The following is a 14,321-nucleotide window of genomic DNA, read 5'->3' as shown; positions in this document are numbered from 1 at the left end:
TTCTGAATACGAAGTTCTAGTGTTCATGGCTCTCCCCCCTCTAGAATTTAATTCTTAAAAACGTCCCCTTCCACATTCATAATAGCGCTTTCATAATGGACTGAATAAAACCTTTCACTTCCTTTCCCCTTCTCTGACGTCATAGATGATGCTTCATTTTGCTAGAACAAAATACTGTTGTACACACATTATAAGAAAGCATAAATGAATTTAAAATAGCGAGATCATACATTGAATATAACAATACAACGATTATAAATACATTATTCTCCATCGCGGATCTCTTCGTTTCTTCACATATAAAAGACCGGCACAGGGCGGTAATGTCCCCCAATGCCGGTCATCATAATCCATGCAGAAATACGGGTTATCCTGCTGTCACAACGTATCGTTGTCCGCTGATCACCGGGAATACAATACAGCCGTCATCCTGCTGCTCAATAGCGATGTTATGACCATCTTCTGAGATCGTAACCTTCCCTTCGGACCGGATCCTGCAGCTCTGTGTGATGGAAGACGTGAGTACAGCCTCGGTAAGTACGCCTTGCGACCAGCGGATGTCGACCTCATATCCGCCGCGGGCACGCAGTCCTGTTACTTCCCCGTCCTTCCAGCTGTCCGGAAGGGCTGGCAGCAGCTCCAGGTATTCCTGGTGGGACTGCAGCAGCATCTCGGCAATTCCTGCTGTTGCCGCAAAGTTACCGTCAATCTGAAACGGCGGATGGGCATCGAACAGATTGGCATAGACGCCGCCCCGCTCATGATTGATCGGGTCATCTCCCTTTACCAGCGTCAGCAGATTGCTGATCAAGCGCTCCGCCCGGCTGCCGTCCTTGAAGCGGGCCCACAGGCCGATTTTCCAGCCCAGACTCCAGCCTGTTCCTCCGTCTCCCCTGAGCTCGAGCGAAGTCTGGGCCGCTTTAAACAGCTCCGGGTTCGAGGATTCCGTAAGCAGTCTTCCAGGATACACCCCTACCAGATGGGAGACATGCCTGTGATGAACATCCTCGAACTCAAAATCCTTGGACCACTCCTGAAGCTGGCCCTGGCTCCCGATCTGCATCGGCAGCATCCTGCTTCTCGCTTCTTTCAGTTCTTCCCTGAAGGATTCATCGGCAGCAAGGATCTCCGAGGATTGGATACAAATATCCAGCAGCTCGGCAATTAACGAGAGATCCATCGTCGTGGCGGCGCTGAGTGCGCATTTTTCACCGTTAAACCTGAACTTGATCTCAGGTGAAGTCGAAGGTGAGGTAATCAGGTATCCGTCCTCATTCGGAATCAGCCAATCCAGGCAGAAGAGCGCAGCCCCTTTCAGTACGGGATAAGCTCTGTTTCGTAGAAAATCTTCATCCTGGCTGAAGGCATAATGCTCCCACAGATGCTGGCTCAACCAAATGCCGCCCATCGGCCACAGCGCCCACACCGGGTCCCCATGCCCGTAATCGCCTACAGGCGAGGTCTGTGCCCACAGATCGGAATTGTGGTGGGCTGTCCAGCCCCTTGCACCATAATTCGTCTCGGCCGTATCCTTGCCATTCTCGGCGAGCCGCTCGATGAAATGCAGCATCGGCTCGTGCATCTCTGCCATGTTGCAGCTTTCTGCAGCCCAATAGTTCATAGGTGCATTGATATTAAGCGTATAGTTGCTGCTCCATGGCGCGCGGGTCTCTTCATTCCAGATCCCTTGAAGGTTCGCTGGCTGCGTACCTTCGCGTGAGCTGGCGATCATCAGATACCGCCCGAAGTGAAACAGAAGCTCGACGAGTCCCGGGTCACTGCTTCCATATTCCACAATGCGCCGGTCTGTAGGCAGATTCGCCGGAGCTTTCGATTCACCCAGCTTTAGGGTCACTCTGCCGAACAAGGCTTTATGATCCTCCAGATGTTGGCTTCGCACATCGGGATAAGCTTTCCCAATGACGGCCTGGACCGTCTGCAGTGTAATCTCATCCGGCTTCCGGTCTGCACTGCTGGTGCCCGTGGCTGGATCAAACGAAGTCGCCGCGCTGAAGTACAAGGTAGCGCTGTCTGCACCCTGGATGTGAAGCCCGTCAGCATCTACAGTGATCGTTCCTCCCTCGTGCACCACAGCCAGCCGGCCATGATATGTTAAGGCCTTGGACGTCTCAGGGTCACCGTAACGCACCGGATCTTCACCGTCGTAGTAATTTGGCGTAATATGCTCCGGCGCCCTGCCGGACAGGGTATAATGCTCCCCTTCCACCGCCGAGGTACAGCGGAGCGTGCCCTCCAGCTTCGCCCGGAAGCTGATGCTCCCTTTCTTGCTGGCCGATAACCGTACGACAATCACCTGATCCGGGTGAGAGGCGAACACTTCCCTCGTGTATTGTACGCCTCCTACCGTGTAAGCCACTGTCGTGATGCCAGAAGCCAGATCCAGCTTGCGGCTGTATTCCCGTGACAGCTGTCCGTGATCCATAATGATATTCAAATCACCAAAAGGCAGATACGACTGCGTATAGGGTCCCATCATCTTTTTACTGAGCCGATCTGCTTCCGCATACTGCTCCTGTGATATCAACTCACGGATCTTCGGCAGCAGTTCTTTGGCGTCCGGATTGTTCCAGCTGGCGGGAGACCCCGACCAGAGTGTATCTTCATTGAGCGCAATACGTTCTTTCTCTACACGGCCAAACACCATTCCGCCCAGTTTGCCGTTCCCAATCGGCAGTGCTTCAGTCCAGTAGACGGCAGGGGATTGAAATTGAATATTCATTGTACTCCTCCATTCAGCGAAAAATTAAATTACTCGATGTCCACTTCGATTGAGAACCATCTTCCGATCGCTGTTATCCCCGGATTTATTTGAATTACTTATACATGAGAAAATCCGGGGATAGCTTATGCTTTCGAAGCTAGCTTTCCTTCGGAAAGCTTTGAGCCGACCGCTTCGCTTCTCCAGCTTGGTTCTCACTCTACGTTAAACATGTAAATTTTCATTTTTTATAGACTCTTCGTTATTGTAGCCGTACAAGCGGAAGGCCTTGAGGTTGGCTGGTACATCCTCTGGCAGTGTGGTGAATGTTATCCTCACATAGCGGCAGGGGGACTGATCAAGGTTATCTTCAACCTTGCTGACTGCTTCCTGAAGATGGCGGCAGTCCAGCAGTGTGGACCAGGTATTGCCATCCGCAGAACCCTCGAGGATGAACTGGTATCTGGCTTCCCGGTCAAATTCAATCTCCACATGCTTCGGATATTTAACACCTTCAAGATCAAGCATCCACCATTCTCCGGCTTTCGTGCTGCCCGCTCTCCACGAGGAATTCGTATCTCCATCATTGGCATGATTCTTGCTGTATCCATAAGCTTCGCTGCTTGCTCCGTTCGGCCGGTAGGTAGACAGCTCCAGCAGTTCTTGCAGTGCAGGCTGAGCTTTCTCAGGATCATTTTGCACCCTTGGAATGCTCATATCCGGTTCTTGGGCAGTGCCTTCCCCTACTGTTGTAATCTCTAAACTTGCGCTATTCAGGCCCGGTGATGCCGCCTCAATCGTAGTCACGCCCGCATAATAAGAACGGAACGTAATCGCTCCCAAGCCTTCGATTATCTGAAGGCCGGATTCCGCATTCATGACCTTGGAATCATAGGAAGGCAGCTGTCCCGGCCCCGTAACCGTAAGGGTCACATCTGCAGCAGCATCCACTCTGCGTCCGTCTTCATCCACCAGCTCCACGATCAGCTGCACATCATCTGTACCATCGTTTCGGATGCTAGTATCACTGCCCACACCGGGATACAGCTTGATTCGTACCGGAACCCCGGCTTTTGGCCACTCAGGTTCAATGCTGCCCGCAGCAGGAGGGTCAATGCCCAGATAACTGAGCTCCTCGGGGGTCACACCGATTTCCGGCAGGAAATTGAACCGGTACCAGTACCAGGTGCGCAGCGGCAAACGGTAATAATCAACAATTCCCATATGCCCCATATCATTTGCCAGACTGCCGTGGTGGAATCCGCACCAGACTGCCTGGCCGCTTCTCCACACCGGTGCAGCATGGCGGTTGGGGTCTTTCCGGCTCACCGAGACATGGTCGAAGAAGGGGCGGTATTTCCCGGGTCTGTCCATGACCTCACTTCCGTATTCGGAAATCACCTGTGGACACTTCGGCCGGTTCGATGCCGGATCCTCAACCCGTTCTTCTCCCTCCCACTTCAGGTAAAAGCCGCCGCCATCACCATTCAGACCCGCTACATCCGCAATTTCCGGGTCATCCAGACCCCAGCGCTGTGCACCGCCGGCCGCGGCTTTACGTGTAGGATCTTCTGCGTGCGATACCTGCACCATTTTTTTAAGAAATGCGATGGCTTTCTCTTTCACCGAATCATGGCTGAAAAACGGCTCATTGCTCATGCTCCAGACAATAATGCTGGGATGATTACGATGAATTCGAATCATCTCCCGCAGCTGATGAATAGCGCTCTCTTCAAATGCTTCCTGATCTTCTTCCAGTACAGGATAAGCGCTGGATCTCCAGTCTTTTCTCTCACCGTTATCTCCAGCTCCGCCGCCCATCCCCCAGAAGGTCGCTTCTGACCAGAAGAGAATGCCGTATTCATCACATGCGCGCGAGAAGGCCGGGTGATGCGGATAGTGACTGCCGCGAATGAAGTTCATGCCAGCATCCTTAATCATTTTCACGTCCCGGTAGATCGCAGCCTGTGTCACCGCGTCGCCCCAGCCGGCTTGATCCTGATGAACATTCGCCCCGTTCAGAAACACATGCTGGCCGTTCAGATAAAAGCCTCGATCCGCCGTCCACTCCATCCACCGGAATCCGATCTGATCCATAACCACATCCGTCACGACTCCATCGACAATGACTTCCGTGACAGCCTGGTATAGATACGGGTCTTCAGGACTCCACAGCCGGGGGTTGTGAACGGGTTCGCTCACTGCATCAAACTGAAGACTGTAGTCTGCCGGTATTACATCCGTACTCTCCAGTACTGTGAGCACCTGTCCTTCCCGGTCGGTCACTACCGTGCGCACGGTGGTCTTCTCAGCCTTACCGCTATGGTTCAAGACCTCAGCCTTCATCCGTACCTGCATTTGAACGCCTGCATCCTCATTGGAAATAAGAGACGTCGATACAAAAGTACCGTACCAGTCTACATGAACAGGCTCTGTCACAGTTACCGTGACATCCCTGTATATTCCCCCAGAAAAGGTATGCTCTCCTGCCCGGGGCGCAATCTTTCCGTTCCATTCATTGTTGACCCACACGGCGATAACATTATCTCCCGAAACCAGATGCTTCGTAATATCCAGGCTGAACCCGGTATACCCGCCCTCATGCTGCCCGGCGAGATGCCCGTTCACATAAACATGCGCAATTTGGAAAACGCCTTCAAAATTCAAGTGAACAAACTTCCCATCCCAATCGGCTGGAACATGAAGATGCTTGCGGTACCATCCTTCACCGATATACCACTCATTCTCCATGAAATATGGCGTACTGAATGAGTGCGGCAGACCTACATGAGCCCATGCGGAATCATCAAAATGAATTTGTTCAGAACCTTGGGCTTGATACCCCTCCCAATCTCCTCGAATAAATGTCCATTCCCGGTTGATATTCATGCTGTTTCTCAATGGTTACGAACTCCCCTCTATAATTTCGCTCTGGATTCATCATTCATATATAATAAAACTACTCTATAGTTGTAATTATGTAACACTGTATATGGTATAGTAAATAATATAATGCTACTTTAAATGCAACAATACTACGCTATAAGAGGTGAGCTGCCGAATGTTTCGCCATCACTTTCTGCCGGCCTTCGATGAATTCAACTTTTTCTGTTTTCCTCATTCTGTAGGAAAATACACTTGCCCTGCTGACCACAACGTAACCCGCGATGAAGGCGTCAAGGATTTCAGTCTGCATTATGTCGTCGGCGGCAAGGGCTATATTGAGCTGAACGATAACCTGTATACCATGAAGGCAGGAGATGCTTTCCTCCATGTTCCTTTTCAAAGAATGCGTTACTACACTTCCGAGGACGATCCCTGGGTAGTCTACTGGATGCAGTTTAACGGCAGCAAGCTGGCGGACTTTTTACTGGAAAAGGGCTTCTATGAAACCTCCATCTGGTTCTTAAACGATGCTGACCTGCTGGAGCAGTCCTTCCTGGATCTGATGGATGAGATTGAGAGGTATGATATTTCACGCCCTTCCAAAATGTCCGCCCTTTCCTATACAATCCTGACCGAATTTACGACCCGGGCCATTCCGTTCGCCAGCCGAAAAGGAAAAGCCAAAATCGAAATGATTATCGAACTGCTCCCAAACATGCAAAAAAATGCCCACCTGCCTTTCGTAATGAAGGACTGGGCCGATCAGGTCGGACTTACACCCAACTATTTCTGCAACCTGTTTAAAAAAGTGACTAAAACTACGCCGCTGGCCTATATCACAAAATGCCGAATTCACAGCAGCAAACAGCTGCTGCTCAGCCACCCGCACATGCCCATTCATCAGATCGCGGAAGCTTGCGGCTACCCTACCGCCAGTTATTTCAATAAGATTTTTATGGAGATGGAGGGCGTGACACCGACGGAATTCCGCATGAAATACAGCGCTGTGACGGGCGGAATCATTTCGAATAGGGGCGTGGAGGGTTATAATATAGAAAATGCTGAAAGGTAGAGTGCTGGGGCTGCTGATAAATCACACTTTCAAGGGAGGTGCTGTTACGTACATATTGAGATGAAACGCAGATACTGAAAGGCAGGTGCAATAAAGAAAAAGACCCCGCTATAGAGCGAGGCCTCATCACAAATCTAATCTATTATTTCAATCCGGCAATGAGCTCTTTGATCGAGCTGTCGCTTTCCAGAGCACGGATCATCAGTGCTGCAGCTTCGGCACGGGTTGCCTGGTTCTGAGGTGCGAACGCAGCAGCAGATACTCCCTGCACCAGATTGGCCGATGCCGCCTGCTGTATGGCGTTTGCAGCCCAGTAATTGCTGCTTACATCGGTAAAGCTTGCGGCTGTACCCGTGGACAGTGCACCAAGATTCATGATGCGTGACAGAATCGCGACCATCTCAGCACGGGAAATCGGTGCATTCGGCTTAAAGCTGCCATCCGGATAACCCGTGATTACTCCTTTATTCGCCAGAACGCCGATATAACCCGCAGCCCAGCTGGATCTTGTATCCTGAAAAGCTGCTGAAGCTGTACCTGGCGCTAGCCCAAAAGCACGAGCAGTCATTGCTGTGAATTCCGCGCGGGTAACCGGTGCATTCGGACGGAAGGATCCATCTTTATAGCCGTCCACAATGCGCAGCTTCACGGCTGCAGCTATGGCGCTGCTGCCCCAGTGACTGGCCGTATCGCTAAAGGATGTATTCATGTTCATCGTTGCCGCAATCGAGCTGCTCACTGCCTGCAGAACCGCCTGCTGACTCACAATATTCGACAGGAACGGATTGACCTTCACCGGCTCTTGAGGCACTGGCGGAGCTGTTGGTTTTGCCGGCACTGTGACTGGCGGTGTTGTTGGTGTTGTCGGAGGATCTGTTGGCGTGGAGCCGCCCGAACCTGGATTGCCGCTGTTCGTCTTCGGTGTGATGGCCAGCGCAATCTGATTGCCCTGGTACAGAACATGAGCCTGATATTCGCTCGGCAGGCCCTCTATATCCACGGAAGCAAATTGCCCGCTCCGCTGTCCGGCATGCGTGATCAGAGTAAAGGTGCCGGCAGCAGGTGCAAATTGGTTGCTAAATTTGACTTTCAGTGTTCCGTTCAGATCTACTGCGCCTGTAATTTCCAACACGTCGTCCGCACCTGAGACGTTCAGCTCAAGCGTACCGCTGGCACCTTGAGTGAAGTCGCCGCCGATCGTCATTTTTCCATAGACACTCTCTACGACAGAGCCGCCTGTATTGACGACTTCGCCACTGCCAAAAGCTGTGGCTGACTCGCCCTGGAGCGTGCCGCCGAGAATTTCGGTACCGCCGGAATACGTATTACGACCGGCCAGTGTCAATGACCCTGAGCCTTCCTTCACCAGACTGCCAGAGCCGGAGATGTCATTCCGCCAGCGGTCTGCTGCATGAAAACCGCCCAGGCTGCCGTTCATCGTAATTGTGGTATCGCTTACAAGGGCCCCATATCCGTCTGCGGCAGCAAACAGATTCAGCCGTCCCCAGCCCTCTGGATCATCCAGCACCGGATAACCGGACGGAATGCCGGTTGTAGCCAAGACTTCCCGGCGCTGTTCGGCGCTCAGATAAGGCTGGCGGGTTTCCAGCAGAACCTCGGCTCCTTTGGGAACAGGCATTGGCTCTGCCGCACTGTTCACCTGCGGAAATCCGTAGGTCAGACGCTGAATATAATCGGCTTTATTCTGCTCATAGTTCGTGAACCGGTCCTCAGCATTAGCGGGCTGATCCAGCAGAATCTCATGCGCCTGATCATAGGCTTCCTGCTTGAGCTGGGCATTCTCCGGATCATTCAGCGCAGCAGCAGCCAGCGCTGTCGCCATCACACGTCCACCCATGACATCAAACGGAGAATGCATACCGGCTACAATCCGGCTGTTCCCCATTTCCGAGGCCCGGGTCAGCAGCTCCTGATAACGTTCCGGTACGGAATACGCCAAGGACAGTGCCGCAAGATATGAAGCGTTCGTATGTCCGCTCGGGAAACCGCCGTCCGTTTGAGGCGTACTGCTCTTTGCAGGCTCCAGCGTAGGCACAATAATCGACGCGGCCCCCGGATCCTCTATAAGCGACCAGCGGTAAGGGCGCATATAGCTGTAGAACGTTTTAGCGGGATTCGTCGAGGCATAGCCGCCACGGAGGGCTCCGATCAAATCGACCATTTTGCCAAGCTCAGAGTTGATGTCACCTGCTCTATTACCGAATGTGTTTCCATCATCGTATTTCTTGGTGACGGCATCCTCCGGAATGCTGGTAATCGTCGTGTATGTTCCCGAGAGCCTGCGGTATGCATCCTGATAGGGACCGAGACCTTCTGTCGCTCCATAGCTCTGGTTTCTGCGGTCATCATAATAAGCTCTTTCTTCCTGTTCCGGTGTGCGGGTGGCTGACAGATCTTTCACATATTGAATGTTGTAATTCAGCAGTTCTTCGTTCAGCTTGCTGCCGGTATCCCAGGTCGCTCCAGGCTCCCACAAATCCAGAAATCCGGACAGTACTCCGATCGCCGGGTTGGATGTAACGGACAAGTTGTCATTATTATTGTTCTTGTACGTATCGACAAAGTATCCCCATGCCGGTTCTGCAGGCAGCGGGATGGAAGATAAGGCGGCCGATTCATTAGACAGTGGAGCAGTAGATGCTTCAGACGGTGCTGCCGCTGCAGTTTGTCCTGCAGCTGTGTTAGAGATCAGCACCATTCCCATAGCGGCGGATAGCAGCATTTTGACGGATTTTGTTTTCACTCGTATTGGCTCCTGTTCTATGTGTGATTTGATTCGAATCGCACCAAATGTAGCATCCGTACCCGCCGCTCTTCAATATAACAATTTCTCTATTCTATCAATATGGGATCTTTTCGGCATAATTTTGCTATTTTAATACGTATTTAACACACTTCCTGAATACTCATATCATCCAGTCGCTATCCTTAACGCAGGGAGGAGAGTCTATGTTGAAGAAATGGAATTCTGCATTTACGAGTCTTGCTTTTTCCTATATGTCCATTGTGCTTGTTATCGTGCTGGCCCTGTGCTCGGTTTTTTATATTTATTTTTCCGGCAGCTATAAAGAAGAGCTTCGCAGCAAGAACCAGCTCATTCTTGAGAATACAGCCCGGACGATCGAAACCTCAGTGCTTCAGCGGGTACAGCAAATCTACCTAGAGCTCTCTCTGGGCAAAAAAGCCGATTTGCGCTGGGCGGCAGACTCCGCCTTTCAAACCGACCTCAGCCGGGCCGTTGAGCTTCAAGAACTTCTGAAATCCGTGGCGGCCAGCAGCTCCGATATTGTCCAAGGAATTCATATTTATGAACCGAAGCACCATGTTCTCCTCTCTTCGATCTACGGTATGAACTTTCAAGCAGATCAGAGGGAGAGCGCCGTGTATTACAAGGACTGGATGGAGGAGATGCGCAGCAGTACACAGAGCAGCATATGGACCCGGGCCCGATGGGTGCCGGAGGATATTCACTCCAGCGTTCCTGGCGGCAGCGGAGAGAACTTGATCACGTATGCGCACAGCTATCCGTTTCAGTCGTCCGGCGCGGACAGCGACCTGATCATAGCCATTGACGTGAAGGAAAGCGCGATTCAGGGCATTATCGAGAATATGATACCATCCCAATATGAGAGCACTTTCATCTGGGATCCATCGGGAAGCGTGGTCGCAGGCTTAGACCAGGTTGTGGCAGAACAGCCCGGCACAAGCGGCCTGCACCAGTGGATGCGTGAGGAGGAATCCGGCAGTTTTAACGACAAACTCGGCAGCACATCTTATGTCGTCTCTTATGAAACGCTTCCGTCCACCGGATGGAAGATCTACAGCGCAGTGCCTGCCAGCCTGTTCTATGAGCAGTCTCTGGTCGTAAACAAGGTCATTCTAGCGATTTGTTTCCTTGCCATCCTGCTAGGTGTCGTCATGTCCGGCATTTGGGCCAAAGCGATCTACAGTCCTATCAAAAGGCTGGTAGGCAGAATCAAGGACTTATCCGGATGGACGCCTGAACCGGCAGCCAATGCTTATACGCTGATTGATACGGCATTTGTAAAACTGAACGATAAAGTCAGCACCCTTGAAGAAACCCTGCAGGCGAGCAGTCCGCTGATCAAGCGAAATGCGGTCCTTCATCTTCTTCACAGCGGACGCACCGGCCTGCCTCATGAGGAAGAGCTGAAGCTGCTGGGCATCGGCCGGGAATACCGTCATTACGCCTGCCTGCTGCTGAATTCCAGGGAAGCCCTCGCGCCCCTTAGCTCCGGGAATATGCAGGCAGTGATGGAACGGTTGATTCATCAGCTGGAATCTCTGCACCTGCCGGAATGCCGCGTGATTGCCGAAGAGCTTCCGGACAAGAACATTGTTGTCATTCTTTGTGCCGATGAGTCCGCAGATGTGCTGCTGGAACAGCTTTCCGAACAGGTACTGCCCGAGGCCAGGCAGTTCCTGGGCCTGGACACTCAGCTTTCGCAGAGCTCCTGGGCAGATACGCTCAGCGATATTCCAGCCATTTATACGGAAGCACAGACACTGCTGAAATACGCCTATTTCCTGCCCGGCCACCACGTCCTGAAGGACCGCCGTCTCCTGGAGCGCGAGGACAGTCTGGAAGAAATTCCGCAGACCATGCTGCTGAAGTTCAAAGATAAACTGCAGGCCCGTCATTATGCAGAAATTGAAGCAGCGGTTGAGCAGATGGTTCAGGCTATGCGGGAGGGACGGTATCCTGCAGATTACTGCCATTTTATCCTGGCGAGCACTGTCTTTATCTACTCTGATTATTTAAAAAGTGTCCGATATAAGGATCCTTCACAGGGTCATTCGGATTTGTACAATCAGTATCTGAAGGTTACGAGCATCCAGTGTTTTCAGGAATGGCTGCTGGACTCAGTTTCCACATTCCTCGCCCATACGGAGAAGCGGAACAGCGATCGCGCCCTCTCCACCCTGGAATCAGCCAAGCATTATATTGAGGATCATTTGTCTGGAGACCTGTCTCTGGAGGCGGTATCCAGTCAGGTATTTTTGAGCGCGAAGTACTTAAGCAGGCTTTTTAAAGAGGAGCTCGGGATTACCTATACCGACTATGTTACCAGCCGACGGATGGAGCGGGCCAAGACCTTGATTGAGAAGCAGAATATGACGGTCGAGCAGATTGCGAGTACGGTTGGATACGCGACGGCGGCTTATTTTATCAAAAAGTTCAAGGACAACTATGGATGCACCCCCGGAAATTACTTGCGCAGTATGGCAAATCGGGCATGACCGCTTGTCAGAGACGAAAGGTTCACCCGGAAAGGAGGTTCTGACGATGGACACAATGATGAATACAAAGTACTTGCTTCGATATTCTTTTTTTGCTGCTGTCATGGTGCTACTCTTACTCAGCGGATGTGATCTAGGATCAGACGGCTTCACTGGATCAGGCACCCCCTCGTCGGCATCGGACAATCCGTCTGGAGCAGCAGGCAGTACGTCTGCCGGGGCAGAACGTCAGAATTCCGCTGATTCTGCAGCTTCCGACGATTCTGCTGCTGCCGGTCCCCGGTACACTATTTCCTGGACGATGCATCAGAATCTCCCCGTGCCTGTGGATGCCGAGTTGGTCCAGCAGGTGGAAGATCAGTTTGATGTCGATCTCGATGTCTGGAACCTGGAGAATAACCAATATGAAGCTCTTCTCGATATGAAGCTGGCACAGGGAAGCACGCCTGATGTGTTCCGGATCCGGCAGCACCAGGATCTGCTGAAATACCAGCAGCAGGGACTGCTGGTCGAAATTCCGGAAGTGACGCTGAACCGGTATGCGCCCAATATTATGAAGGCAATCCGTGAACATGCCCCCGGCTATGAAGAGGTAGGCACCATCGATGGCAGGTATTACGGCATTCCGGTCATCAATCCGACGAACAAGTACCGTATCCCGGTCGTTTACCGGCAGGACTGGCTGGACAAGCTGGGCCTTGCGGTGCCCGAAACATTATTTGAGTTTGAAGAGGTCATCTATGCGTTTGCTCACAACGATCCGGACGGCAACGGCATAAAGGATACCTATGGATTGTCACTGGAAGGAATGAACGTAGTGTTCGGCGCTTTTGGACAGATTGTGTTTGCAGATCAGCTCTACTTCGGAATCAAGGACAAAGATCTGGTCATCGGCGCTTTGGAGCCGGACATGCAGGAAGCCTTGGCCTATCTTCAAAAATGGTACAAAGACGGGGTTATTGATCCGGAGTTTGTTACCGGGGAGAACAAGGGCGGCTACAAGCATTTGTCTCATGCTTTTATCAACGGCAGCATCGGCATGACCTCCATGGGTAATTATTATCACTGGATTCAAGACGGCGATTATTCATCTTGGACATACGAAGAGGAGCAGGGTATTCTCGAGACACCGGTGCAGGCAAGCTATAATATGAAGGAACTCACCGCAAAAAACCCGGAAGCCCGCATCGTGTTCGGCCGGCCCTTCAGCGGACCTGACGGCAAACGCGGTTCCAAAGGCTACGACATGCTGATGAGCTTTACCGCGATGGGCGCGAATGCCGTTACAGAGCCCGGCAAGCTGGAAACGATTCTGCAGATCCTGGATTATGTGAGCGCCAATCCAGATCCGGATATGTATACTACCATGAAGCATGGGATCAAGGGAGAGCATTGGATCTGGACCGGCAGCTCTAAGGAAGATATTGTGGTGCTGCCTCCTTATGACCAGGAGTTCAGCTATCACAATACCGTCGGCGCGCATCTGGGCATGATGGTTCCCCTTCCTCCAACTACAAATCGAGAGCAGTGGGCTTCCACTTTAGGGCTGGAACAGGATGGCATCTACAATGCCTTAAAGGCGTCTACTCCCTCTCTCGTCAAACATGCTCCAGGGCTGATCAAGCTGAGAAACAAAGCTTATATCTCCTTCATCACCGGCGACCGTCCATTGGAGGAATTCGGCAGCTTTGTTCAGGAATTCATGGCCGCTGGCGGCAAGGAGGTGCTTCGGGAAGCGAATGAGGTGCACAGGGGTGCTGCGGGTGCAGGAGGTGAGTGAGGGGTGCCGGTTTGCTGCGGATGCGGAGAACCAGGAGCCATCCGGCTGAGCTGAAGCTGCTACATGTCCCTCTTCAACTATCGGGCTCGACATGCTCTACAATGACAAAAGCATCCTCTTTGCCGGTCATTTTATAAATGACATTCTCCGGTTTAAACACATGCTCGGCATGATCCAAGGTGACGAGATGAAATTCCCTGTCCCGCCATGTGGTCTGGTAGATTTTATAAGCCTGAGATTGGATTAATTCGATGAACCTTGCTGGCGGGAGGGTTAGTTCAATGCCTGTGATATAACCGTCACGGTCCATATCAATGCCAAATTCGGTATCGCATCCATTTTCGTTAGCTTCTTTAAACGTCTGCGGGGCGATGACCATCTGATCCAGATAAGCACTCAATGCTGTATCTGCCACATAAGAAATTGTGATTTTATCGGAAGTAACGTGCTGTAATATTTCATTGTCACGGTTATCGTCGATGTCCAATTCATCTTTTGCCCGCGGCATTAACGTAATGTAGCCCATATTTCCGCTTATACCGTAATAACAGGTGATTTTCATAACTCTCGCTCCTTTACTG

General features: G+C 51.7%; 7 protein-coding genes. 3 read left to right on the top strand and 4 right to left on the bottom strand.

Annotated features, from left to right (window positions below):
- Positions 1-367: 367 nt before the first annotated feature.
- Both HII30_RS04040 and HII30_RS04035 read right to left on the bottom strand, forming a co-directional pair.
- A complete protein-coding gene (locus HII30_RS04040; RefSeq protein ID WP_169503744.1) occupies positions 368-2,740 on the bottom strand; it encodes a glycoside hydrolase family 95 protein in 2,373 nt (790 codons plus the stop codon).
- 204 nt (positions 2,741-2,944) lie between these two features.
- Complete coding sequence (locus tag HII30_RS04035) at positions 2,945-5,620, bottom strand: glycoside hydrolase family 2 protein (protein WP_169503743.1); 2,676 nt, start codon at positions 5,618-5,620, stop codon at positions 2,945-2,947.
- 160 nt (positions 5,621-5,780) lie between these two features.
- Here HII30_RS04035 and HII30_RS04030 point away from each other — a divergent pair, with 160 nt between their 5' ends.
- A complete protein-coding gene (locus HII30_RS04030) occupies positions 5,781-6,677 on the top strand; it encodes an AraC family transcriptional regulator (RefSeq protein ID WP_169503742.1) in 897 nt (298 codons plus the stop codon).
- Positions 6,678-6,819: 142 nt separating this feature from the next.
- Here HII30_RS04030 and HII30_RS21775 read toward each other — a convergent pair whose 3' ends face one another.
- Positions 6,820-9,396 carry an S-layer homology domain-containing protein gene (locus HII30_RS21775; RefSeq protein WP_425495975.1) on the bottom strand — a complete coding sequence of 859 codons (2,577 nt, stop codon included), beginning with the start codon at positions 9,394-9,396 and terminating at the stop codon, positions 6,820-6,822.
- Positions 9,397-9,647: 251 nt separating this feature from the next.
- Between HII30_RS21775 and HII30_RS04020 the strand changes: the two genes are divergently transcribed.
- On the top strand, positions 9,648-11,960 hold the full coding sequence (locus HII30_RS04020; protein WP_246246096.1) for an AraC family transcriptional regulator: 2,313 nt from the start codon (positions 9,648-9,650) through the stop codon (positions 11,958-11,960).
- A gap of 46 nt (positions 11,961-12,006) precedes the next feature.
- Positions 12,007-13,740, top strand: a complete 1,734-nt coding sequence (locus tag HII30_RS04015) for an extracellular solute-binding protein (RefSeq protein WP_246246095.1) — start codon at positions 12,007-12,009, stop codon at positions 13,738-13,740.
- Positions 13,741-13,813: 73 nt separating this feature from the next.
- Here HII30_RS04015 and HII30_RS04010 read toward each other — a convergent pair whose 3' ends face one another.
- The gene (locus tag HII30_RS04010) at positions 13,814-14,302 is read right to left on the bottom strand and encodes a hypothetical protein (RefSeq protein ID WP_169503741.1); all 489 of its coding nucleotides are present in this window, start codon (positions 14,300-14,302) and stop codon (positions 13,814-13,816) included.
- Between the last annotated feature and the right edge of the window lie 19 nt (positions 14,303-14,321).

Source organism: Paenibacillus lemnae (assembly GCF_012933385.1).
Lineage (GTDB): Bacteria > Bacillota > Bacilli > Paenibacillales > Paenibacillaceae > Paenibacillus_AQ > Paenibacillus_AQ lemnae.
Note: the sequence above shows the minus strand (reverse complement) of the source record. Positions and strands in the feature narration are given on the sequence as shown.